General features: G+C 54.2%; 24 protein-coding genes and 1 pseudogene. 5 read left to right on the forward strand and 20 right to left on the reverse strand.

The genetic code is table 11. The features are described 5' to 3' along the window. Positions 1-10 precede the first annotated feature (10 nt). The 8 genes from LCM21_RS01505 to LCM21_RS20765 form a co-directional block, all read right to left on the reverse strand. Entirely contained in the window at positions 11-442 is a 432-nt protein-coding gene (locus LCM21_RS01505; RefSeq protein ID WP_224889008.1) for a universal stress protein, read from the reverse strand. Continuing rightward, positions 439-3051: a TRAP transporter permease gene (locus LCM21_RS01510; RefSeq protein ID WP_224889009.1), complete on the reverse strand. Its 2613-nt coding sequence runs from the start codon at positions 3049-3051 to the stop codon at positions 439-441. Before LCM21_RS01510 ends, LCM21_RS01505 begins: the two co-directional genes overlap by 4 nt. A gap of 100 nt (positions 3052-3151) precedes the next feature. Beyond that, positions 3152-4120: a TAXI family TRAP transporter solute-binding subunit gene (locus LCM21_RS01515; protein WP_224889010.1), complete on the reverse strand. Its 969-nt coding sequence runs from the start codon at positions 4118-4120 to the stop codon at positions 3152-3154. 286 nt (positions 4121-4406) lie between these two features. After that, positions 4407-5024: a hypothetical protein gene (locus LCM21_RS01520; protein ID WP_224889011.1), complete on the reverse strand. Its 618-nt coding sequence runs from the start codon at positions 5022-5024 to the stop codon at positions 4407-4409. 109 nt (positions 5025-5133) lie between these two features. Then, positions 5134-5403 carry a DUF6538 domain-containing protein gene (locus LCM21_RS20805; RefSeq protein ID WP_404818109.1) on the reverse strand — a complete coding sequence of 90 codons (270 nt, stop codon included), beginning with the start codon at positions 5401-5403 and terminating at the stop codon, positions 5134-5136. 196 nt (positions 5404-5599) lie between these two features. Next, positions 5600-5977: a hypothetical protein gene (locus LCM21_RS01525; protein WP_224889012.1), complete on the reverse strand. Its 378-nt coding sequence runs from the start codon at positions 5975-5977 to the stop codon at positions 5600-5602. A 152-nt stretch (positions 5978-6129) separates the two neighbouring features. Continuing rightward, positions 6130-6525 carry a hypothetical protein gene (locus LCM21_RS01530; RefSeq protein ID WP_224889013.1) on the reverse strand — a complete coding sequence of 132 codons (396 nt, stop codon included), beginning with the start codon at positions 6523-6525 and terminating at the stop codon, positions 6130-6132. 343 nt (positions 6526-6868) lie between these two features. Further along, the gene (locus tag LCM21_RS20765) at positions 6869-7369 is read right to left on the reverse strand and encodes a Crp/Fnr family transcriptional regulator (RefSeq protein ID WP_224889014.1); all 501 of its coding nucleotides are present in this window, start codon (positions 7367-7369) and stop codon (positions 6869-6871) included. 338 nt (positions 7370-7707) lie between these two features. On the opposite strand from LCM21_RS20765, the gene LCM21_RS01540 reads away from it, so the two are divergent. The 4 genes from LCM21_RS01540 (at position 7708) to LCM21_RS01555 (ending at position 11681) form a co-directional block, all read left to right on the forward strand. Continuing rightward, positions 7708-8712 (forward strand): DUF1254 domain-containing protein, encoded by a 1005-nt coding sequence (locus tag LCM21_RS01540; RefSeq protein ID WP_224889015.1) that lies wholly within the window; start codon positions 7708-7710, stop codon positions 8710-8712. After that, entirely contained in the window at positions 8712-9740 is a 1029-nt protein-coding gene (locus LCM21_RS01545; protein ID WP_224889016.1) for a DUF1254 domain-containing protein, read from the forward strand. Before LCM21_RS01540 ends, LCM21_RS01545 begins: the two co-directional genes overlap by 1 nt. A 648-nt stretch (positions 9741-10388) precedes the next feature. Next, positions 10389-10595 (forward strand): cold-shock protein, encoded by a 207-nt coding sequence (locus LCM21_RS01550; RefSeq protein ID WP_170766031.1) that lies wholly within the window; start codon positions 10389-10391, stop codon positions 10593-10595. 270 nt (positions 10596-10865) lie between these two features. Further along, a complete protein-coding gene (locus LCM21_RS01555; RefSeq protein WP_319003900.1) occupies positions 10866-11681 on the forward strand; it encodes a fatty acid desaturase in 816 nt (271 codons plus the stop codon). Here LCM21_RS01555 and LCM21_RS01560 read toward each other — a convergent pair. The 10 genes from LCM21_RS01560 to LCM21_RS01605 all read right to left on the reverse strand — a co-directional run bounded on the left by LCM21_RS01560 (position 11673) and on the right by LCM21_RS01605 (position 20083). Continuing rightward, complete coding sequence (locus LCM21_RS01560) at positions 11673-11921, reverse strand: ParB N-terminal domain-containing protein (protein ID WP_224889018.1); 249 nt, start codon at positions 11919-11921, stop codon at positions 11673-11675. The genes LCM21_RS01555 and LCM21_RS01560 overlap by 9 nt on opposite strands. Positions 11922-11995: 74 nt before the next feature. Continuing rightward, positions 11996-12685 carry a hypothetical protein gene (locus LCM21_RS01565; RefSeq protein ID WP_224889019.1) on the reverse strand — a complete coding sequence of 230 codons (690 nt, stop codon included), beginning with the start codon at positions 12683-12685 and terminating at the stop codon, positions 11996-11998. Beyond that, on the reverse strand, positions 12685-12822 hold the full coding sequence (locus LCM21_RS01570) for a hypothetical protein (RefSeq protein WP_224889020.1): 138 nt from the start codon (positions 12820-12822) through the stop codon (positions 12685-12687). The genes LCM21_RS01565 and LCM21_RS01570 overlap by 1 nt, the downstream gene beginning before the upstream one ends. Positions 12823-14473: 1651 nt before the next feature. Further along, a complete protein-coding gene (locus tag LCM21_RS01575) occupies positions 14474-15106 on the reverse strand; it encodes a tyrosine-type recombinase/integrase (RefSeq protein ID WP_224889021.1) in 633 nt (210 codons plus the stop codon). 614 nt (positions 15107-15720) lie between these two features. Next, positions 15721-16251, reverse strand: a complete 531-nt coding sequence (locus LCM21_RS01580) for a hypothetical protein (RefSeq protein WP_224889022.1) — start codon at positions 16249-16251, stop codon at positions 15721-15723. Positions 16252-16637: 386 nt separating this feature from the next. Beyond that, entirely contained in the window at positions 16638-17114 is a 477-nt protein-coding gene (locus tag LCM21_RS01585; protein WP_224889023.1) for a type III PLP-dependent enzyme domain-containing protein, read from the reverse strand. A 260-nt stretch (positions 17115-17374) separates the two neighbouring features. Continuing rightward, complete coding sequence (locus tag LCM21_RS01590; protein WP_224889024.1) at positions 17375-18004, reverse strand: hypothetical protein; 630 nt, start codon at positions 18002-18004, stop codon at positions 17375-17377. A 214-nt stretch (positions 18005-18218) separates the two neighbouring features. Beyond that, positions 18219-18572: a hypothetical protein gene (locus LCM21_RS01595; RefSeq protein ID WP_224889025.1), complete on the reverse strand. Its 354-nt coding sequence runs from the start codon at positions 18570-18572 to the stop codon at positions 18219-18221. A 3-nt stretch (positions 18573-18575) separates the two neighbouring features. Then, positions 18576-18884 carry a hypothetical protein gene (locus LCM21_RS01600; RefSeq protein ID WP_224889026.1) on the reverse strand — a complete coding sequence of 103 codons (309 nt, stop codon included), beginning with the start codon at positions 18882-18884 and terminating at the stop codon, positions 18576-18578. 446 nt (positions 18885-19330) lie between these two features. After that, on the reverse strand, positions 19331-20083 hold the full coding sequence (locus tag LCM21_RS01605) for a Crp/Fnr family transcriptional regulator (protein ID WP_224889027.1): 753 nt from the start codon (positions 20081-20083) through the stop codon (positions 19331-19333). Positions 20084-20219: 136 nt separating this feature from the next. Here LCM21_RS01605 and LCM21_RS01610 point away from each other — a divergent pair, with 136 nt between their 5' ends. Further along, positions 20220-20453, forward strand: coding sequence for a hypothetical protein (locus tag LCM21_RS01610; protein WP_224889028.1), 234 nt, complete (start codon positions 20220-20222; stop codon positions 20451-20453). A 596-nt stretch (positions 20454-21049) separates the two neighbouring features. Here LCM21_RS01610 and LCM21_RS01615 read toward each other — a convergent pair. Together LCM21_RS01615 and LCM21_RS01620 are read right to left on the reverse strand one after the other, a co-directional pair. Further along, positions 21050-21547 (reverse strand): annotated as a pseudogene (locus LCM21_RS01615) (IS110 family RNA-guided transposase); the annotation flags it as partial. Positions 21548-21810: 263 nt separating this feature from the next. Then, complete coding sequence (locus LCM21_RS01620) at positions 21811-22845, reverse strand: IS110 family RNA-guided transposase (RefSeq protein WP_224889029.1); 1035 nt, start codon at positions 22843-22845, stop codon at positions 21811-21813. Positions 22846-22941 lie beyond the last annotated feature (96 nt).

Consider the following 22941-nt stretch of genomic DNA (forward strand, 5'->3'; position numbering starts at 1 on the left):
CGGTCTGACCTTAGCGCACCACGTAAACCGACGCGTTGGAGTGCCGAACAACGCGCGAGGCATTCGGACCAAGCAGATAATCCTTGAGGTCCGGTTTATGCGCACCGATCACGATCAGATCGCTGCTCGCGCTTTCCGCCGTCTTCAGGATCTCGCGATACGCAGTGCCAGTGGCGACTACGTGGCGAACTTTGTCGTTTCGCGCGGCACCCAGAACCGTAGTGCATAAATCGACGAGATGTTTATGCGCATCTTCCAGAGCTTTTTCGTGGAAATCCGGCTGGAAAAACCCGGACACCCAGCTTTCTCCGAAATCCGGCAAGACCGTCACCACATCCAGTTGGGCGCCATCTTGATCAGCCAAGCGTGCTGCGGTCTTCAGTACATTTACGTCCACATCGCCATTGCTGATATCGACTGCACAGAGAACGGATTGCGTCATGCGGGCACCTCTTCTTGTCTGGCGGCGCGGCCGCGTTGAAGGAAGGCGATCAAACCCAGTAAGATCATCGCTGGAATGTAGATCAACTGTTTGGGTGGTTGGCTGGACGGCAAGCTGACCGAGGTCAAACGCACAGCCTCATCCCCGTAATAGTCGAAGTTGCCCAGCTCGTCAGCAACTGGCGACCCAAACATCGGCTCTTCCAGTTTGATCAAACCGTCCTCTTCAAGCAGCAGCAGACCCATTGCGTCGACCCGCGCCTCGCCCCCCTCTTCGTTGCCGACAGCAACTATGACGGTGGTGTCCGTCATCGCGAGCGTATCAAAGTCGGGACCGCTGACAACAAGCCGAACTTCAGTGCCCGGAGGTGTTTGCCCGATCGTTTCAACAAAGGCCGATGGTTCAACCGACGCATATGGTGGGGAAATGCGATCCATGAAGTAGTCCGGTCGGAACAATGCAAAGGCCACGAAGATCAGTGCGATGCTTTCATAGATACGGCTATGGGTCAGGAAGTAGCCCATTGTTCCCGCAGTGAAGACAAGAATTGCTATTGTTGCGAATATGGCAACAATTATCCCCTCAACCCAGGTCACATCAATCAACAGAAGATCAGTGTTGAAGATGAACACAAATGGCAGGGCTACGGTCCGCAAGCTATAGAAGAAGGCCGTGAAACCGGTTCTGATCGCATCACCGCCCGAGACCGCCGCCGCTGCGAAACTTGCCAACCCGACCGGGGGCGTCACGTCCGCCATGATACCGAAATAGAACACGAACAAGTGAACCGCGATCAGCGGTACGATTAGCCCGCTCTGCGCACCCAATTCAACGACCACGCCAGCCATCAGCGAACTGACCACGATGTAGTTCGCCGTGGTCGGCAGACCCATACCCAGGATGAGGCTTAGGATACCGACCATGACCAGCATCAGGATCAGGTTGCCGCCCGAGAGGAATTCAACCAGATCGGCCATCACTTGACCTACCCCGGTCAACGTAACGGTGCCAACGATCACACCCGCCGTTGCGGTTGCCAACGCGATCCCGATCATGTTGCGCGCACCATCAATCAAGCCCTGCCAGAGGTCGACAACACCATCGACAAAGCTGGCGCTCAGTGTGTGCTGACCGCGAAACAACGCCTTGAGCGGTTTTTGGGTCAGCAGGATTACAAACAGCAAGGCCGTGGCCCAAAACGCCGACAGACCCGGCGATTTCTGTTCAATCATCAGGAAATAGACCAGAACAATGATCGGCAGAAGATAGTGCAGACCGGCCTTGTAGATGTCAGCGATGACCGGCAGTTGCACCTCCTGGGCGTTTGGATCATCGGGCTCAAGATCCGGCACTTGGGCTGCCAGATACAGCAAACCCACATAGACGGCACAGACAACGAGGCTCAGGATCATACCAGCAGAAGATGGCGCCCAGCTTGTGACGGCTTCGACCGGGAATTGCGAGCCATAACAGAGACCGGCAAACACAAGGAAGAAGGACAGCATACCAACCACCGTGCGTGCCAGATGCACATCGCGGTCACCAAGCGTCGGCATGTTCCGCTTCACCGCCTCCAGATGCACGATGTAGACCAAAGCGATGTATGAGATCGCAGCGGGCAGGAAGGCGTGCGTGATCACTTCGACATACGAAATGCCGACATATTCAACCATCAGAAACGCCGCAGCCCCCATGACCGGCGGCATGATCTGACCGTTTACGGATGACGCGACCTCAACCGACCCGGCCTGTTCGCTGCTAAACCCGACGCGCTTCATCAGCGGGATAGTGAACGTGCCCGTGGTCACAACGTTGGCGATGGACGAGCCCGAGATCAGACCGGTTGCAGCCGAACCCACAACAGCAGCTTTGGCCGGACCGCCACGCAGGTGACCCAAGGCGCCAAAGGCCATTTTTATGAAATAGTTCCCTGCCCCGGCTTTATCGAGCAATGCGCCGAACAGCACGAACAGGAATACGAATTTCGTAGAAACACCCAAGGCGATGCCGAACACGCCTTCGGACGTAATCCACATGTGGCTCATGGCCTTTTTCAGGCTGGCACCTTTCCAACGGATAACTTCCGGCACCCACTCTGATGAGCCAAAAAACACATAGGCCAGGAAAATCGTCGCGATGATCGCCATTGCAGGCCCAAGCGCGCGGCGCGCTGCCTCGAACAACAGCAACAGGCCAGCCAGCGCAACCCATTTGTCGACGTCATCCGCCAACCCGCCGGCATCGACGATTTTCTGGTAGAAGAAATACCCGTAAAGCGCGACAAAAGCGCCAAGAATCCCCATGATCCAGTCTTGGATCGGTATGTAATCACGCGGGCTCGACTTCAGTGCCGGATAGGCGGCAAAGGCCAGAAATATAGCAAAGGCCAAATGAAATTGCCGCGCGTTGTTCACGACGCTTCCAGGCAAAACATAATTCGCCAGTGGCGAGGCCAGAACCACCTGAAAGATCGACCAGATCGCGGCCACAACAGCCAAGAAGACCCCAACATTGCCAACCGGGTTGCGCCCACCTGCATCGGACGAGGCTACAAGCTCCTGCAGTTCTTCCTCGGATAGCGGACGATTGGATTGTGTGTCGGAACTCATGAGATGTCTCCCCGTCGCGGCCTATTCCGGCCTTCTGAAACACCCGTTATTTTACGGGCTTGCTGCAGGGCGCCCGTGGGCACCCTGCTTTAGGTCTGGTTTACTGAATCCAGCCTTTTTCTTTGTAGTACTTCTCGGCACCCGGATGCAGCGGGGCTGACAGGCCGTCCGCGATCATCTCTTCGGGCTTGAGGTTGGCGAATGCCGGGTGCAGCTTTTTGAAGTCTTCAAAATTCTCGAAGACCGAGCTTACAACCGCATAAACCGCGTCTTCCGACACGTCTGCCGAGGTCACGAAGGTTGCACCAACACCAAAGGTTGCTGTGTCACCGTCAGAGCCACGATACATACCACCGGGAATGGTTGCGGTACGGTAGAACGAGTTGTCGCTGACCAGTTTGTCCACGGCTTCACCGCTGACATTCACCAGAACCGAGTCGCACGCGGTGGTGGCCTCCTGGATCGAGCCCGAGGGGTGACCAACGGTGTAAACCATCGCATCGATCTGGTTGTCGCACAAAGCCGCCGACTGCTCAGCCGCTTTCAACTCGGTCGCCAGTTCGAAATCGCCGGTGGTCCAACCCAGTTCACCCATCAGCACTTCCATGGTGCCGCGCTGACCTGAACCGGGGTTGCCGATGTTGACGCGCTTACCCTTCAGGTCTTCGAAATTGGTGATGCCGGAATCGGCACGTGCCACAACGGTGAACGGCTCGGGGTGAACCGAGAAGACGGCGCGCAGACTTTCAAACGGGCCGTTTTCCTCGAATTTCGAGGTACCGTTATACGCGTGATACTGCCAGTCAGACTGCGCAACGCCGAATTCCAGCTCACCTTCGCGGATCGTGTTGATGTTGTAGACGGACCCACCGGTCGACTCGACCGAACACCGAACGCCGTGCTCTTTCCGGCCCTTGTTTACGAGACGGCAGATTGCACCACCGGTCGGATAATACACACCGGTCACGCCGCCTGTGCCGATGGTGATGAATTCTTCCGCATACGCTGCCGGAGCCATAAGGGCTGCGGTTACCACCGCGCCGAGGCTGAGCTTGCTGCTTTTTTTCATATTTGAGAACTCCCAATTCTTATGCTGGATGGGAGACCGCCTTACAGCCCCCCTCCAGGGACTTCGCCGGTTAAGGCAAGCGCGCGCCTGTCGCAACAGGTGCAAGCGCCGAATGTGTCAAAATCTCCCAACGTATTAAACGTTTGATTCTGAGACGGTACTTGTCAAGCCCCAGCACCGGACGCAAAGCTAAAAGCTTCATATCTGAGGGGATTTGTGGAACTTTCCCCGTTGCGGTGTGGCTGAACTCGATCGACGGGTGTTCTTCTGGTAGCGCAGCATAGCGTTACAGCTGCAAGGCACTTTCTTCTTTTTCCTGTCGTACTGGAATTTCAATGATTCCAAAAAGAAACGCAGCAAATGCGGATTGAATGGAAATTGCGATGAGACTGAAACCTGCCGCCGTTAGCTTGGTTGTCAACGGGGTGTGCAAGTCACCAAACCCTATCCGCGCCAATTGCGCAAACGCTATGAGGAACAAAAACAGCCCCAACAACAGAAGCCAGAAAGCAAGTAACGCAATATTATCTGTTGTCGCCCAGTTGCGCAGCACCCTGCTTGCACCGCCAACAGGCACTAACCCGTTTTTGGCCGCAATCATTCGCGCTAGGGCTCCGAAGGTCAAAAGTTGTGTGCCGACTATGGCCGTCAGACAAGCCGCCAGGAATGTAGTGGTGCCAAGCCTGACGGAGTCGGTGAGTTGTATCGGGCCGAACATAAAGGCCAGAGCCACCCCCCCTCCGATCAGCGTAAACGCGAGGCCAGGGTAGCGCCCACAGATTTCATTCAGTTGGCATCGAGTAACCCAGAGCAACCTTACGGTAACGAACATTTCAAACTGATAATTGAGACCATCGTTGTCAGCGATGTAGGAAAAAAGGCTTTCAGCCTCTTCCCGGGTCACTGGCCTCAGCTTCTTCTCTCGTGGGTCAGCTTTCTACTTCTGACCTGCGACACGCCGCAAGAGAGACGAAAAGGGATTGCGAACATCAGGATCGACTAGACCCCAATGATCAAGGACGCGCCAGTAGGACGCAAGACAGCATTGGTACGACTGCAAAGAACGCGCTGAGAGAGGCTCTCCGGTTGCCCTCAGACAATTCGGAAACAATCTGAGTGAGAACCTCTTTCCGTTTGACCAATGCTTCACTTAGGTCTTGGGTTCCTAATCCCCTGACAATCTCCTTTTTACCGATGATCGCTTGATATTCAGCCGGAACCGCAACTCTTAGTGCGTACCCCTTGCCTCGTTTAAACAGCCCTTTGGGTGCCCGTGCATCCATAGAAATATGGCTCCATTACCGTTACATCCGGCGAGGAAACCCTTTGATTATCAAGGATGTGGTGCCCAAGGAGAGACTCGAACTCTCACGGTATTGCTACCGGGGGATTTTGAATCCTGAGTTAATAACTGATTTTATTTATTTTTTAACATTCGCGTCACTGAACCGGTCCCATTGCGGCAGATAATATCCTCATTCACCCCATCCCGTATGGCCCGCCGGGTTGCAGGTCGCCCATGATGCCCCACACATCGTGGCAGGCGTCCACGAGGGCTGTGTCGCTTGAGGGTATGCTGTCCTTGAAGTTCGGGTAGTTCATGGTGTCGGCGAGATTGTGCATCGTCGTTGCGAGGTGGTTGCGTGGGATGAACGTCCGGAAGCGATAGTCGCCGCCCGGCGTTTCGATAACGTGGCCGTCCATGCCGTACGGTCGCAGTAGGTCTGCGTCCTGAGCGCGGCGGAACCGCAGGCAAACGCGCGACCCCATGTGTGGCCCGCTGGTGTTGCCGTCCTCATCCTTGGCGACGGCTGAGAAAAAGCCCGAACCCTCGGGCGTCGAGAATGCTAACCACATGCGTGGTCCTCCTGATTTTTGGGAAAGGGCGCCTTCGATATCAAATACAATACAGGGTCGTCAAATCGAGGGGGCTTACTTGCGCGGGCGCATGGCCTGTAGGCACAAACCCAAACCTCTAAACCTGGCAGCAGCTACGTGATGGTTGGAGACTATTCGTCGTCATCCAGTTTTGACTCAATCACCTTCTGTTGAGCCAATCTCTCTGGAAGGCGGTCGCTGATGTCTTTGAGCCGCTTTGTTGGATTGACGCTCATACCTACAGTTCCGCTGTGGGTGTGCGTGATGCTAACGCCATCAGCGCGTCCAAATGCACGGTCCTGAGCTAGGGCCAGCAAGGCAATTTGTTCTTTGCCCGAAAGTTTTCCTGATACAAATTCGCCGTTCTCATCTATGCGATTGAAAAGCTCGTCCATCAACAAAAGGTCGTTCATGCGTTTCACAGCGACCTCGCCGTTCGACTGGATCAACTTTCTTGTCTCGGGGTCCAGCTTTGGTCGCCCACCCGGATTACCGGAATGACCAGGCTTGAAGAGCGGTGTTGGCATAGTGAACTCCTCTGTTCTCAGAAAGCGAATGCACCGAGCAATAACTATCTATTTTATATACTATAATTCGGTTTGAGTTGCGAATATTTGTGCCTTTTACGGAATAGTTGGGCGGTAGTTATGTTCGAACCACGGCCAGAGCGGACCATTATCGCCAGCGACTGCTATCGTGCCGAGCGATCACTAAATGCAGAAAGTTCTTCTGTCTGCTGACGAAAGACTGCTTAGCGGCGCTTAGCCGTCATCCGACAAAAACGGTCGGATGACCGCGTTGAGCCCAAAGGCGGCACACATTAAACAGTGTTTTGGCTTCCAGCTTCACGCAGCTACATGTCAATTTCCGCTAAAAAACGGCGCAGTTTAATTGAATCACGAATGAGTAATCCGTTGTATCTGGTTTCGATCCATCCGTGCCCGCGAGTTTTCTGAGGATACGGCCGGTCCAATTGCGGGACAGGTTCGTCGCACTCGCCAGTTCTTGCTGTGTCACCGGAACGAGTACCGTGTTGTTGGTCGTCGGACCGCGCAGCCCGGCAAATCGCAGCAGAACTGCAATCAACCGCGCTTCAGCGTTTGAGATCAATAAATCGGCCCCGCTCATGGCTGCAGTATCACCATACTCCAGCGACAGTGTGACGAAGTGGCGCCACCACTGCGGCTTCGCGTCCAGCATCGCACGCACACGGCGACGCGGTATTGTGGCGCACCAGACCTGAGACCGTGCCGTGGCCGTCGCGATCCGCGCCTCATCCGCCACGACCGGCCGGTATCCGAGCCAAAACACAGCAGGCGCAAGGTGCAAAATAGGTGAGGATGGCTGCCCGAAAGCAACATGAAACGCCACGAACCCCTCCGCCAGCCCGATCAGGTCCCCGTCCGTGTCTCCGGCAAGCGTGATCTGGTCGCCATTCTAGAAAGACGTCCATCCCGCATGCCTCAGTAACTCTTCACGAAAACCAGCGTCAACGCGGGAGAGCCATCCATTTGCAGCTAGAGTTTTTATACCTTGTTCGCGTTCCATAGTGGCGACCCATCGAACATTTTGTCGCAGGTGTCAACTTTGACCACTGGTGGTCAATCGCTACCTGAGGCGTGCAGTAAACTGCTCATGAGGCTGTTATTCACATCCATCGCAGTTTCACCATTCTGCCAGTTTAAAACCGCTCTTTCAGGGAGTTATAGATGAAAAAAATCTTTGTACCCGCGCTGACGGCCGGGGTCGTAGCATCCAGTGTTCTGGCGCAAGAGACCGTCACACCGGAGACCTATGTCCGCGCAGAAGTGGATATGTCCTTTGCTCAATTTCAGTTGAACGCGGGCAGTGACGTCAACCGCTTCTACTACATTCGCAAACCCACGCCTTTGAATGCGCAGGCGGTTGTGCGCATGAACCGGGACACGCTCTATGCCGGGGCGGTCGTCGATACGGAAGGCGGCGCGACAGTCACAATTCCTGAGTTTCCCGATGACCGGTACTTCTCCATCCTCGTTATCGACAACGACCACTATGCGCCGGTGGTTTTTTATGAACCCGGAACCTACGACATTCCCAGTGATACAAAGTATGTTTCACTGATAATGCGTATTCAAATCATGGATCCAAGCGATCCGGCGGATGTCGCGCTTGTCAACGAGATGCAGAACAAGTTCAGGATTGAAGCCTCAAGCCACGATCTCTTCCCCGAACCCCAATGGGACGTCGATAGCATGTTGGCGTTGCGCAGCGAATACGAGAAAGAGTTTCAGCAGTTTGCGCAGTATGAGCCCGACTGGATGGGCCCGCGCGGCGAGGTGAACGAAGACACACGCCACCTCGCCGTTGCGGGCGCATGGGGTCTCTTTCCGGAAAAGGATGCCGTCTACATCAACTACACTGGCCCGGCCTCGGCAGAGGCATGCTACAGCGCGACCTACGAGGTTCCGCCAAATGACGCGTTTTGGTCCATCACGGTCTATGGCGCCGACGGCTTCATGGAGAGCGACAACAACATCGTCAACGACCGCAACGTAAGCCTGAACGACGACGGCACCTTCACCGTGCACTACGGGACTGCGGCGCTCTGCGGCGACCAGCCCAACCGCGTGGACATCAGCGATGGCTGGAATTTCCTCATGCGCATCTATCGCCCCGGTCAGCCCGTGCTCGACCGGACTTACACCCCGCCAGACGTCAAGGAGGCAAGCTGATGACCCGCAAATTTGCACCTGCACTTTTCGCCGGCATGATTTTCGCCGGTACGGCTATGGCCGAAGGCACTGAAGTTACCCTCGACAATTTTACGATTGCCGAAACTGACAAATACATGTCGGAGCACTCTGCTGAGCATGACGTGAACACCATCCGGCATTCGCGCGAACCGTCCAGCCCGGACAACCAGTTCGTAATCACCGAGAACAAGGATGTGCTCTACAGCCATGCTGTCGTCGATACGATGGGCGGCGCGACGATCACCAATCCTGATTGGGATTACCTGTCGATGATCCAGATCATCGACGAGGCACACTACACCCTCCACGTACTTTACGCTGGAGAGAGCGTCACCCTGACACCAGAAGACCTGACCACAGGCCGCTACGTGTTTCTCAATATGCGAACCGGTCTGAAATCCACTGATGAGGCCGGACTGGCAGAGGCGCACGCGCATCAGGATGGCTTTATGATCGAGGCCGCTTCGGAAGAGCCCTATGCCCCCAAAGGGTTCGATACTGAAAGCCTCGATGCTGTCAGGGCCTCGCTGGTTGCTCGGGCAGGAGAAGCCGACAAGCCGGAGTTGTTCTTTGGCCGCCCGGAGGATGTAGACCCCAAGATGTTTCTGGTCGCGACCGCCAAAGGCTGGGGCGGGCTTCCATACAAGGATGCGGTCTATATCTCGACCATCGTTCCCGAGGACACATCAGCGGAAGGCTCGTGTTCCGAGATGACGCTGCCACGCCCGCCCCTGAAATTTGACGACGGTGCGTTTTTCTCGGTGACTACCTACAGTGCAGAAAGCTGGATCGTCGAAGAGAACTTCGCTCTGAACAATCGGGCGGCGGAGGAAAACGCGGACGGCTCAGTCACCTTCCGTTTCAATTGTCCGGGGCAGCCAAACAACATCGACGTGCAGCCCGGCTGGACGCAGGTCATCCGCCTCTATCAACCGGAAAGTGCCGAAGCGATCACGGATTACGTGGCCCGAATTACCTCAGAGGTTAAGGTCGTTCCGGTTCAATAGCGAACACGCACTGCAAGTCTGACAGATCACCCCCGGGTACTGCCCCTCCCCCTGATACGCCCGGTGGTCCCGGGGCGGTGCTCTTCCTGGCACCGCCCCGTCTCAGTCTGAACGAGACTGGCATATCCATTGAATGGCGCGCTAAGTGGATTTGTCATAGTGCAACATTCGGCCGGTTTGTCCGCAGAGCAGTCTTAGGGCCGATAGCGGCGAACGACGGCTTCGAGCCCAAAGTTACCAGTGGTGCTTAGGGCACGAAGGTCAGTTATGCGCAGAAAGCGGACTTTGCAAAGTCTCGCCAAGGCACCAAAACGCACGCTTATCGCTGTCTCGTATGCAGCAGGATAATTTCCCAAAAATGATCGTTATTCTTCTGTGCCTCTAACCCAAGCCACCTTAAAGTTTGGATCGAAGAGCAACGGTTTCACCTCTAATTGCCTAGTTCTGAGCCCGGCAGTCTCAAAGCCTCTGTTGTTAGCCAAAGCATCAGGGCTTGTATCGTGCATACCCAAAGTCCATATATACGTGGCTTACGTTTTTCTTTTTCGACCTGCTGTCTCCTCAATTCGGCGTTCAGTCTCTCGATTCAGACCGACCACGCCGAGTCGCCGCAATGATGCGGGCGGCAAGTATTAGGAGACCTCCACCATGGCAAATGGCACAGTAAAATGGTTCAACTCGACCAAAGGTTTTGGCTTTATCGAGCCTGAAGATGGCAAGCGCGATGTGTTCGTGCATATCTCAGCACTTGAACGTTCCGGCATCAGCGAATTGAAGGACGGCCAAAAGGTTACTTTTGACGTCGAGGCTGGCCGTGACGGACGCGAAAGCGCCGCCAATCTGGCACTGGCCTGACCTAGTACGGGTACCCTTTCTGGGTGCCCGTTTGCACAATGGGCTACTATAAGCCGTTGGAGAACAAGTAACTTGCAACCAAAAGACTGGACGCGGGTGCTCGCGCAATACCGTGTGCCCGATGCGAAGCGCAGTGTTTTTGAACTTGCGATCACTGTTGTCCCCTTGTTCGCGCTATGGGCCCTAGCGTGGTTTGCGTTATCATTCAGTGTCTGGATCGCAATATTGCTGGCCGTCCTGAATGCCGCATTTCTGGTCCGTATCTTCATCATTATGCATGATTGTGGTCATGGATCTTTCTTTAGAAACCGCGACGCATGCAATTGGACCGGCCGGGTTCTAGGTGTTCTTACCGTGACACCCTATGACGTTTGGCGGCAAAGCCATGCGATTCACCATGCCTCAACCGGTAACCTTGATCGGCGTGGTATGGGTGATATCCCTACATTGACCGTTGAGGAATACCTGAAACGCAATTGGTTCGGGCGTGCCGCATATCGTCTGACCCGGAACCCCGTCTTCCTGTTCGGTGTTGTGCCGATCTATACGTTCTTTATTCAATACCGCTTACCTGTTGGTTTCATGCGGTCGGGCTGGCTGTACTGGGCAAGTGCGATGGGAACAAACGCCGCAATTGTAGGGGTATTGGTTCTGATTTTATGGACCGGAGGCTTAGAGGTGTTGGCGAGTGTTTTTTTGCCAACCGTGATTGTCGCATCGTCAATTGGTATTTGGCTCTTCTACATTCAACACCAGTTTGAACACACGACCTGGGATCGGGAAGAGGGATGGAATCTTCAGAACGCCGCGTTCTATGGCAGTTCTCACTATGCCCTGCCAGGCATCCTGCGTTGGTTCTCTGGCAACATCGGTGTGCACCATGTTCACCACCTTGCCAGCCGCATACCGTTTTATCGGCTAAACGAGGTTTTGCGTGACCATTCTGAGTTGGAAAACTGCCAGCGTATTACCCTACGTGAAAGCCTTCATTGCGCGCGATTGCATCTTTGGGATGAAAAAAGTCAGCGCCTGCTGACATTTTCCGAGGCTTTGTCTAACACCAATCCCAATAGGCATTTAGTGTAGTCTGGCGCGGACCAAATAGGCTTCGACCGTATCACCGCCGAGGGCGCGGATGGCCTCTAGTCGGTGAAGGCCTTCAATCAGCACGAACCTTTTGTTGTCGGCGCGTATCTGAATCGGGGTCTTCTGGCCGTTCTTCATGATGTCGTCGGCCAGCGTAAGAACTTTTTGCTGATCAAGCGTTTTCGCCCGTTTTGCAGGAACATAGATCAGGTCGAGCGGGTATGGTCTTTTCTCCAACATAAACTACGTGTGCAACCTTTCGTGCATTTGTTCCGGTTCAGAGTTCGCATCAAAAGCGGGGGCTGGAAAGTACCTCATAGAACCGAACGAACAGCGTCGCGCAGTTCCTGATGCATAATCCAGGTTGCTGGCTCATCGTCACTTTCGATATGAGAAAATGCCAGGACCTGAGCGGCGCCATCATTCTGCGCCGATCCGGCTTCGGGTAGGTCCAACTCCAGATATTCAGCAATCAATAACCCGACTTTCTTGAAGACCTTGATGGAGGCTTCGCGCGATTTGTAACCGGCCGCCTGAGACAAGTGACCAATGGTCAGACCGTCCTTGCCTGCGATTGTAAGTGCTTTGAGCATTGTGACCTGCGCAGGGGTGAGCCTGATCTGGCGCAATGCCTCGGCATATTCTCTTTCACTGGGAACGAGGGTGCCGGAGTTTCCCTCCAAACGGCGTTGACCGCTACGCTTCCTGTCTCGTTTTTCGAGAATTTCTTTTAAGGCTTCAATGGCCAATGCTGGTGTTTCACCTACTGCATCGGCAATCATTGCCTGCGTTTTGGCCGGTGGTTTTGGGAATGCCCGCGCAACGCAGTTGCCGCTCAGAATGCCAGCCTTAATCAAGTACTTTCCAAATTCTACTTCAATCACTCCTGATACGTCAGCGTTCCGGGACTTTCGAACACTACGGTCCTGAAATGATTTTTGTTCCAGACTACAAGCTGACATCATTGAGTCCTGAAGGGTCACTTGAGGGGCATTTTTGCGCATCAGAGAATCACCACAACAATAATCGCCGCAACAAACACCGCTGACGCGATAAACATCTTAACTCTGTAGGACCAGCGATGCGCCCGTTCGGCTTTGAGCCTTTTGCTCAGGTTTTCGTCAATCGAGTTATGGTTCACGGCTTCGTCCTTCCGGATTTGTCAGGCGGTATTGATTCCCACCAACCTATTGTCGCGGCACGTTTTCGGTGCACTTATCGTTCTGCCTTGTGAACGGTCGATTACACTCCCAACCATCACCTCTTCGATTCAAATGAGCATTTGAAGGCACAAGGATCGCAACGCACCTGTCGCGATTTGCGCGAAACCCACGATCGCATTTCCATCCGGAGTAAGTCTCAGGTGCAAGATATGCATGCTGTGGAATTGCCACAGGCACACAGCCGCTCTGCGTTGCTCTGTAACCTCTGAGGCACACCCAACCATCCGCGCTGTTTTTGTCAGTCAGGCGACCGTTGCTCGGGACACTAATCGCAACACACTCCTGACCCTCCTTGTGAAAACCCCAGTTACAGTGCGTTTCCTGTGCGCCAAACCGGGTTTCGACGAAACCATTTTGAGGTGAAATCACCTCTTCACACTCATCCCCGACGCGCTGGAACAGCCGGTTGCACTCCCATCGATCTCCGGTTGATGCAAGATAGGCATTTTCAGGAACTCTTACTTCCTCACAAAGTTCTCCGACATTCTGATACCCGTGATTGCATTCCCAGCCGCTGCCGTAAGAGCTACCCGTCAAATATGCGTTTTCTGGTAAGTCTGTTCTTTGGCAGGATCCATTCTTGTTTTCGAATCCTTCATCACAAACCGATCCGTCGGCATTGTCTGCGACCTGAGCAGGAAGCTGCGTTCCGGAGAGCAACACCAAGAGTGTCGGGATCAAACAAAGAATGCAGCGCGCAGACACGATGAATGATTGGATAAAACGAAGCCTGAGACCTGATCTATCGGGCATCAAGCACGCAATTTATGAGCCATGTGCTGTTCATACGGCGCCTTCTTTCATGGGTCACACGATGACTGGGGCTTGTCAGGTGACAGTTGCGAATGCTTGCGAGGAACGAGCTCATAGCGAAGACCCCAGCGAAACCCGTTCCTATGCTGGGGCACATGCTACAGATAGTCTGAAGGCCATTGGGTCATCGAAGCCGGCAGCATCGCGGCGACGAGTAATTTTCACCAATGCACGTTTGTGGTCCTTAAGCAGAACAGAGTCAAGGAAGTTTCCCTCGTCGCTATGGTAGCACCGCTAGGACAAGTAGCTTTGTAACAAGCAGGTGACCAGGTGGCCGATTGAAGTACCTTAAGGAGTTGTCCAGCAGTTAAACAGCCATTGAAGAAATTTGGGCCGAACCAGCGGCGAACGGCAGCTTAAGTCCGCGTCTCTTTTGTCGGGGGCCTGAGTGCGACGAAATGTGGTTTAAGATCAAGGCTTCCTCATGGCTTTGAAATAACCAGTCTGACGACATCGGCTGCAACGAAGCGATTTTCGCGCCGCTTCTGCACAAGCACTCGCGGCGCGATCGAATGGCGGCTCGGTCCCGCACCCACTATATTTCCTTCATCAATCTCTCGGCAACACGCACGAACGGCTGTTTTGCCCGCCGCGATGCGACACCAAAAAATTGCGCGTGTGCCGAGAAATCTGTGCTGCGAGCGCACGCAGCAAGATTTAGACACTTCCGCTCAGGGCTCGCTACTGCCCACCCCTGCGCAAAAGACGTAGAACTGCTATGGATTGGCGAACGACAGCGCCGTTCGCCAAACTGCCTCAGATGTCTATACGCTCTGCAATGCTTAGCGCGTCTTCCAGTTCAACGCCTAGGTATCGCACGGTGCTGTCGACTTTTGTGTGCCCAAGCAGAAGTTGGACCGCGCGGAGATTTCCTGTCTTGCGGTAGATCTCAGCTGCTTTGGTTCGGCGAAGCGAATGCGTGCCATATCCGCTCGGTTCCAATCCGATTGCGGTCACCCAGTCTCGAACCAGTCGGCCATACTGGCGCGTCGAGATGTGCGGTTGATCATGGAACCGGCTTGGAAACATGAACTGGCTAGCAAACATTTCCGGCGATTTCACCCATACCAACACAGTTTCTCGCGTGTTTTCCGTCAGTTCGAATTGAACAGGTCGCTTGGTTTTGCTCTGGATCACCGAAACACGTTCACGGACGCGATCGTCTTTGACAAGATCGGTCACAGCGAGTTTGACCAGATCGCAGCCGCGTAGCTTGCTATCAATCGCGACGTTGAAAATTGTGAGATCACGAAGATTTCCAGCAAGTTCGAGCCGTGCACGGATCGCCCAGACCTGTTTTGGGAGTAGCGGTCGTTTCTGACCTATGATCCGCCCCTTGTTCCAAGCTCTGGGTTTTGGGGTGACTGCGGGTAGTTGGACTCTTGGCATATCATGCACTCCGTTCCACCCCCCCCCGCACCCAAGCGACAGCACCGCGCTGACAATCAAATAGTACAAGCGGCGTGAATGCCTGCTGTCCTATTATGAATACTGGCATGGTCTCAGCGCGTGCATTTGGCGGCTTGCGCCCATATCGCTACGCAGAAGAACGGTTCGAGTCCAAACCGCGCGTACGCTTCGTCTTCAGCACCGATTACCGATCGGGTTCCACGTTAAAAGGCCCGGATCAGCGGGCTGGGTCAGCACCAACAAGGTAAAATGAAATATGATCAGAGAAGCTGGTTACACTGTCGTCGGTTTATCAGCGACGCCGAGCTAGCCCGGGGCTTACTGATACGCCATTTCGCCACGCGTTCAACCCCTTGCAGCGTCGACAAATCCGCTCTCCGAACCCTTCACTCCAGAATGAAGTTCTGCAACGTAGGCACGGGCGTTCTTGCGGCACGTCATTGTGAGCGCGAACCGTAATCGCATCTATATCGTTGTCGGGGTCTTCCATCGGTTCTTGGCCTCGATTTCTGTTTTGGTTTACTCTGCGGCTGGAAATGAAAGTACCGAGTCCTAAGCCTTGAGTTTGAAAGAGCTGCCCATTTCAGTCTGTCCTATCGGGCGGCCGGCAATCCGAGGGTTTTACTAGGACGAACCGGCATTCCTTCATTCTCGGCAGCTTGGACCGCGAAGGCATACTGAGCGCCGCTTCCGCATCCTCGCCAGAGGGCACGTTGATCTGATGATCTGTCGTCTGCTTCAGAAATGAGCGAGTCCGAGTAGAGGTGTCGAAGTTGTGCCTCTGAAACGCCATCTGCCCTCATAATCAATTGCACCATGGGATCGGCCAATAGTTGGTCGAGCAGGAACTGCGACAACTCCTTTGAAGACAACTTGTCCTTTGCGCGTGCTCTGTCCAAATCAGCAAGAGAAACGGTCAGCGTTCGCGTCAGACCGGGGTGAGATTTCCTTGGATGCAGGCAGATTAGCACGGATGCTTTCCAGGCTTCCGGGTTCAAATAGTCCGGCGGCGCGGAAAGCTCTGTTTCTATTTCGTATTCGCCCGCCGGGAGTAATTCGTCAAACCCAGGGAAAGCAAACGGCTTGGAAAAGACTGCGATTGACTTGCTGACTATCTGGTCCATTTGGGTAGTTCTCCTTTGCAGATACCGCCCGTTCGGCGCTGTAACCAAGAACTAGCCACCCGATCCCGGCAGGGTATTCTTAATCTTGAGGCTTGGCCTTTGGTTTTTCGGGGACGACGTCAGGTCTTTTAGACGTCGCTTCTTTTTTTGGCGCGTCCGCATCGTTTTTTTTCAACGCGGCGGCCGCTCTGGTCGTCAGGTCCTTGAAAGACATCATTTTGATCCTTTGATTGTCCGCAACATTCACGAACCCAGATGGGGAGTGAAAAGTGAATGCGGATACCACCAATATAGGTATTGGTGGCCCACTTTACTACGAAAAGTTGTAGAAAAAGACGGTAGACTGAGGTCTGAGATTGATCGGCGGCGATCTTTGTGCGCAACCTTCACTTCGAATATGGGCGATCATTGTTTGCAGCGATGATTTCTGCCAATGCGCTAGCACCACGGAAGACCTTTGCTACATCAGGTGCTGCCATGCTACGCGAAAGCGCGCTATACTTCATTCTCAGATTCATCTCGCCACCAGCGCGAGCCGGACAATCAGTGGTTTCAACAAAGATATGATCGCTGGTGGCTACGACGAACGTGACGCCAGCAGGAAATACAAGACGCACCACATCGGTGTCCTGGAGTTCAATCGCAAGGATCGACCGCGTTTCCGAAGGACCGTCTAAAGTCACATACTGCATTGAAGGTATAGGGTAATTCATTCGCACTGGATTTGGGTTTGATTTGGCTTTCGTTTCGATCACTTCCGCCCAAAGAGTGAAAGCATCTGTATAAAGCTCACCGATCGCGTACCCCGAAACGGGATCGGTACCTAGCAGGATGGACTCACCCAGACGCAGGTTGTTGATCATTCCGGGCGCCCCCTTACCAAGCGCCCATGGCCGACTTTCACACCGCCGTTGACAGTCACAAGTGTCTTACGGTGAAGCTCTGGAAAAACTGCTCGTTCCGACGGCAGCATTTGCGCATTGCTGGTAACGAACTGCTTGGCATCCGACGCAATGGGTACGGGTTTCATATCTGTTCCTTTTTGGAGCGTGGAACGCGCCGTCCTTGGTAAGAACGGGCACATATTTTGAAGTTTGGAAAAGTGGGCTCCCTGACTGAAACCTCACTTATTCAGGACACACAGCCCTTCTGACTGATGATAGTTTTTGTGGCATTGCCACCCATTGCCGGATCGGTCGATATGGGCATTTGCCGGTAGATCGATTGCATCGCAGCGATCACCGGACGCCTCGTAGCCACGTTCGCATTTCCATCCAACTCCGTGGATCGCGTCATCGTAGAAAGCGTTTTCAGGCACGATGACTGCATCGCACCTTCCGTCTCGCTCAAAATATCCGCGCTCGCATGTCCAGGGACGCCCGCGGGTTGATGCGTTCAGGAAGGCATTATCCGGCACTGCTATTGCAACGCACGCTTCACCATCTGCCTCGTAGCCACGATTGCAAAGCCATACAGATCCGTAGGTACTGTTCGTAAGGTAGGCGTTGTCCGGCACCACGATTTTTTGGCAGCTATCGTCTACCCTTGTGTACCCGCGCAGGCACCGCCACCTCTCACCTGATGGATCGAGATATCCGCCCTCAGGCACAATTACTTCAACGCATGAGGTGCCTCCAACTTCAACAAAGCCATGTGTACATGCCCAGCCCAAACCATAGGTTCTGTTTGTCGGGTAGGCATTTTCTGGGACGGCAATGGCCACGCATTCTTCGCCTTCCAACCGATAGGACAAATCGCATTCCCAACCGTCGCCATACTTTTTGGGATGCGCGTTGTCCGGGATAGAGTTTGTTTCGGCAGATGCGGGACTTGATGAGATAAAAGAGCCCGTCAAGCAGCTGAAAACGCCAACAAACAACGCAGTCATGAAGTGAGAGCAAAACCAGTGCTGTTTTTTTCGAATTATCCTGGTGCAAACGGCGTCGTCCGAGATTTGAGTTGTTGAATTACGATCCATCCAGGTTCAGCCCCTCGATACAGGCCTGCGCCAGGTCTTTGTTAGGGGTTTGGGATCCCGGTACCGTTGCCCAGCCAGCCGCCATAACGGCATCCTTCCGCTTGAAAGTAGAAGCCTCTTTGATCGTCGTTATTTTTTCGGCGCGTTGGGCGTCAGTTCTAGCCATGTCGACGCAGATAGGAACCAACGCAGCGATTACATTGTCGCGGGAAATAGCATTGGCCATCTTGTCCGCGTTACTGCCGGTCATCCATCCACCCCAAGAAAATCCAACGACGCCGACGAATATCCCTCCGATCAGGGCACCGTGGATTCCGGGTTTAAGCCATTCGGGCGTGTTCATAATCTATTCCTCCTGCGGGGAAAGCGCCGCATCGCTGTCATTGTTAGATGTGGCCAACGTCTGGTCGTGCTTAAATGCCAGTTCGAGATCTTTTGGGTCGATGGGGCGCATTTCTGTGCGACCTGGCTTGCTGCCTTTGCTCTGAACCGTCAGGTAGGTTCCGGTTCTTCGATATGCTTCGAAACTCAGGCCCTGTAATAGTTCTTCTTCAACAATTACTTCATACTCGCCTGCAGGAAGTTCATCCGGGTAGCCGCACAAAGAGAACGGATTTGAAAACGTCACCAAAGAACTGGACGATCTCGTGGTCACCTTGGTCCTCCATGTAGTTGTTGGATCTCCCCCGCGCAGTCTGCTGCGGAATACGCTTGTAAGCGCCGCGGAAGTACTGGCGTTGTAAATTAGAATAATGTGCAAATGGCAGACGCGCGCTGATCGAAGTTAGTCGGCGGCCAATGACTTGAGATTCTATTGGAATCTCAAATGCATTTGGCATCCGAGGATAAAATACTGCCAGAAAATTGACTAACCTGCGTCAGTGCAACGATGTTTGGTTTTCGGCAACCTGATTTGTGTTGGCGGGATATTTGCTAGCGTGTTCTTAACGAGTAATTGAGAAGCGCAGGAAATCCAGTACCGCAATCGGACTGTATTTATCTTGCGCTTCTTTTTCAGTGAAATCCCAAATCTGCCGAAGCGAATGGCGTCTCTAACCAGGCAACTATCATCAAAACCCCGGCATCGCCCGAGGGGTGAACCTATTGCTTCAACAGTGGCCCGGCCTGATCCAGATAAGTGGGGTCAAAACCGGCCAACGTCACCAGTCCGTCATAATCATCAAATGCCACTTGCCCGGATTGAAAAGTAACCAACCCCTTCTCCCGCAGTTGCCGTAGGACACGATTAACATGCACGGCACTCAGTCCCAGCGCATCGGCAAGGTGGTATTGTGTCAGGGGGCAAGTGTATCCCGTCTTGTTTGCCATCCCGACCTGAGTCAGCCTCACACCAAGTTCTAAAAGAAAATGCGCCATGCGCTCACCCGCATCTCGCCGTCCTATGTTGACCAGGTGCTCAACCACCATCGCTTCATCTCGAGATACCGCCCAAAGAATTGCTGTCGCCAGCCGGGGCGTTTGCGCAAATGCTTCCAGGAGATCATCCACTACTACCTCGATAGCTTGGATTTCCATGATTGGTTCTATGCTGTGATCCGAGGTGTGTAGCAGGACGCTTCGCAAACCCAGAAAGTCACCGGGTATTTGGAAATCGACGATCTGACGCGACCCGTCAGTCTGGGTTTTGTAAGAACAAACCCAGCCCGAGGCCAGAATGTAGGCAGCCTGCTCTGATTGCCCTTGATGCACAAGGTCACGTCCGGCTTCAAAGGTTCTGCGACGCTTGTGCAGGCGTGCTAATACCGCAAGTTCAACTTCAGTCAGAGCGACGAAGTTTGAGAGCTTTCGGGTGAGTGGACTGTTTTTGATAGCGTGCAAGTGTTCTTCCTTCATCGATGAGCAACCCGCGAAACTATCCGTCGCCAAGACTGCTTTCGATCAGTTAAGTATACAGCAATCTATGCCAGTATGGCGCAATTCATCGTGGCGCTTCCCTGCTTGGACGCCTGTTAAGAAAAGGACGTCTACCATGGCTGACCGGCAAGACCACTCAGGAATGGCCGCACTCTCAATCTGTGAAGCGCTTTTGCTTGCAATTAAGGATCGTGAGCTCCTGCCCGAACATGAGATAGTGGGCGTTCTGCGTGACGCAGCTGCTGCTCACGAAACAGCGGTCGGCAATAACGATGGAAAGGACATGCACCAGGCCGCCGCTGTTCTGATAAACAAGATCATTGCTTCCGGCTATCGCGTTCGGCAGTAACGTTATGTCCCGCATCGGAAAAACAAGATTATGCTCGTCAAAAAAAGCCAAATTGCAAATAGAAGCACTTTTGGTGCCTCGTTCCTGATCAATTCAAACACGAAGCGAGAACCAATGTTTCAATGCCTGCCATATCCTGCGTCCTGATTGTCCGACCGAGCTGCGGCGAAGGTACAGTCTCCGTTATCGCAAACACAACGCCTGCGAATGACCTGATTGGTGACACTCGCCGCGCCGCAACAATATTTATGCCGCTACCGCGAGCAAATGCTGCTCCAGCGAAGGCTCCAGATCGAATGACGGCAAAGTCCGCGAAGCAGACGCTCAGGAAAATTTTGCGAATGACCGAACTGAGCCCAGATGTATGAACCGGCTGCTGTTCGCAAGTAAGGTTTTGCACGTGCTCGGAAGTCGCTGATATGTATCCGGCCTTTGGATCGGCACGCGGGCCGTGGCCTTATTGGGGTTACGCTGGCACCGTGGTCTCATTAGCGGACAGGCTGTTGTAGCCATCTGGGCTCTCAGACTCTGGGAGCGTTTGGTTTCCGTTCCATGCTTTCTCTCTTTCGCGAACTCCTTGGGATCAGGGCTGGGTCTCAGACGCCGACCATGATCTCGTCTCTTTGGGCGTCGAATGGCACCCCATGTCTCAGCACGCTCCAAGCGATACGGGCGAGCTTGTTGGCCAAGGCAATGGCCAGCTTATTTCGATGCATGCGTATCGCTGCGCGGGCCAGCCAGTCGCCGAAGCTGAAGCCGGGCCAGTGATGGGGCCGCATCAGGACAACATTTGCCGCCTGAACAAACAGCATGCGCAGATATCGGCTGCCCCGCTTTGAGATGCGTCCCAGAACCGTTCGACCGCCGGTGCTGTATTGCCGGGGAATAAGGCCGATCCAGGCGGCGAAGTCGCGTCCTCGGTCAAAGGCCTCGCCCTGGCCGATGGCCGCAACCATCGCGGTCGAGATCAGTGGGCCGATGCCCGGGATCGTCATGGCATTGGCACAGCTTGCGTCCGTGCGGCTGATGCCTTCGATCTCCTTGGAGACGGTTTCTATCCGTTCGTCCAGCCACAGCCAGTCACCATACAGGCCGCTTCTCTAATCGGGCGTTTTGGTCAAGTTCATTTCATTCTTTCGTTTCTGTTTTTCGGGATCTGGTCTCTCATCCGGGTCAAGCTTCTCTTCGCAGTCATTATTGGTCCGGTTCGGTTGGACCGCTGCATGAATGTGTCAGATTGGTCGTGGAGCGCCCAGCTTAGTCTCGCGCTTTGAATGGCGCAGCAGCCGTTTTCGGCGTCATCCACTGACCTCGTCCGGTGAGGGACGATCCCGTCATTGATCTTTGAAGGTTCAGTTCATGCGGTGCCCTCCAAAGGTCTTTGACGGAACTCCGTGTTGTCAGCCCACATGCGGTGCATGACGACGGCAAGCTTTCGGGCGACAGCAACAATCGCTCTGCGGCGGCCTTTTCGGCGCATTAACCGAAGACCCCAGCTCTTGATCTCAGAGCTGGCGACAGATCGCGTCATCATCGCGTTGGCTGCGGCGTAGAGAGCGGAGCGAACATCGGCATCACCAGCCTTCGAGATGCGGCCCGGGTTGTCCATCTCCCCGGACTGGTAGCGGCGCGGTGTCAGGCCGAAATGCGCAGCGACGGTTCTTGAACTAGTGAAGCGTTTGGGGTCATCCACTGCCGCTTTGAAGGTCAGCGCTGCGATCGGCCCCACGCCTGGGATCGCCATAAAGCGCAGGCAGGTGTCATCATTGCTGGCGAGCTGTTTCACGCGTCGATCCAACTCCCGGTACGTGGAGAAGAGAACCGCACGGGCATCCAGCAGCGGCAGTAACGCGTGTGACAGGTCTGCGTTTGCTTCAACGAGAGGACGCACCTTCTCGTCAAAGGATGCCTGCTCAATACGCGGTGGTAGGCGCAAACCAAAGATCCGGAACAGCCCACGTATCTCGTTTGCCAAGTCAATGCACTTCCTCTGGACTGCCTTGCGGCTGCTGAGCAGCACCCGAACGGCGTGAGCTTCCCGGCTCTTCATATGAACAGGATTGAACCAGCCAGACCGAAGCACATTGGCGATCCCGCGCGCGTCAGTTTTATCGGTCTTATTGCGCATGGTCGAAAGCGCCGCATTCACTTGCCGAGCCTCCATGCAAACCACGTCAAAGCCAGCAGCCTGCAGCCCGAAGAACAGATACTGGCTCATCGCGCCGGCTTCGAACCCGATCCGAAGATTACAGGCAGGTAGATCTGCCAGACATTCACTGATGTCATCAATCTCACAGGCGACCGTGCGCTCAAGAACCGTACGGCCATCTCCATCAATCACGCAAACAGCGGCAGACCGAAGCGATACATCCAAACCAACAAAGTAATCCATATTGTTCTCCTCAGATTGCAATAATCACTGCACTCTATCGAGAACCTGACCTATCCAATTGGCCAGCCCGATTACCCATGCTTCGTCCGCGAGGCA

This window comes from Ruegeria profundi (genome assembly GCF_020171505.1).
Classification (GTDB): Bacteria; Pseudomonadota; Alphaproteobacteria; order Rhodobacterales; family Rhodobacteraceae; genus Ruegeria; species Ruegeria profundi.

Bases quoted from the DNA above. Each gene is read 5' to 3' on its own strand.
- LCM21_RS01505 (WP_224889008.1), bottom strand. From the start codon at position 442: ATGACGCAATCCGTTCTCTGTGCAGTCGATATCAGCAATGGCGATGTG.
- LCM21_RS01510 (WP_224889009.1), bottom strand. From the start codon at position 3,051: ATGAGTTCCGACACACAATCCAATCGTCCGCTATCCGAGGAAGAACTG.
- LCM21_RS01515 (WP_224889010.1), bottom strand. From the start codon at position 4,120: ATGAAAAAAAGCAGCAAGCTCAGCCTCGGCGCGGTGGTAACCGCAGCC.
- LCM21_RS20805 (WP_404818109.1), bottom strand. From the start codon at position 5,403: ATGGATGCACGGGCACCCAAAGGGCTGTTTAAACGAGGCAAGGGGTAC.
- LCM21_RS01525 (WP_224889012.1), bottom strand. From the start codon at position 5,977: ATGTGGTTAGCATTCTCGACGCCCGAGGGTTCGGGCTTTTTCTCAGCC.
- LCM21_RS01530 (WP_224889013.1), bottom strand. From the start codon at position 6,525: ATGCCAACACCGCTCTTCAAGCCTGGTCATTCCGGTAATCCGGGTGGG.
- LCM21_RS01540 (WP_224889015.1), top strand. From the start codon at position 7,708: ATGAAAAAAATCTTTGTACCCGCGCTGACGGCCGGGGTCGTAGCATCC.
- LCM21_RS01545 (WP_224889016.1), top strand. From the start codon at position 8,712: ATGACCCGCAAATTTGCACCTGCACTTTTCGCCGGCATGATTTTCGCC.
- LCM21_RS01550 (WP_170766031.1), top strand. From the start codon at position 10,389: ATGGCAAATGGCACAGTAAAATGGTTCAACTCGACCAAAGGTTTTGGC.
- LCM21_RS01560 (WP_224889018.1), bottom strand. From the start codon at position 11,921: ATGTTGGAGAAAAGACCATACCCGCTCGACCTGATCTATGTTCCTGCA.
- LCM21_RS01565 (WP_224889019.1), bottom strand. From the start codon at position 12,685: ATGCGCAAAAATGCCCCTCAAGTGACCCTTCAGGACTCAATGATGTCA.
- LCM21_RS01575 (WP_224889021.1), bottom strand. From the start codon at position 15,106: ATGCCAAGAGTCCAACTACCCGCAGTCACCCCAAAACCCAGAGCTTGG.
- LCM21_RS01580 (WP_224889022.1), bottom strand. From the start codon at position 16,251: ATGGACCAGATAGTCAGCAAGTCAATCGCAGTCTTTTCCAAGCCGTTT.
- LCM21_RS01585 (WP_224889023.1), bottom strand. From the start codon at position 17,114: ATGATCAACAACCTGCGTCTGGGTGAGTCCATCCTGCTAGGTACCGAT.
- LCM21_RS01595 (WP_224889025.1), bottom strand. From the start codon at position 18,572: ATGAACACGCCCGAATGGCTTAAACCCGGAATCCACGGTGCCCTGATC.
- LCM21_RS01605 (WP_224889027.1), bottom strand. From the start codon at position 20,083: ATGAAGGAAGAACACTTGCACGCTATCAAAAACAGTCCACTCACCCGA.
- LCM21_RS01610 (WP_224889028.1), top strand. From the start codon at position 20,220: ATGGCTGACCGGCAAGACCACTCAGGAATGGCCGCACTCTCAATCTGT.
- LCM21_RS01620 (WP_224889029.1), bottom strand. From the start codon at position 22,845: ATGGATTACTTTGTTGGTTTGGATGTATCGCTTCGGTCTGCCGCTGTT.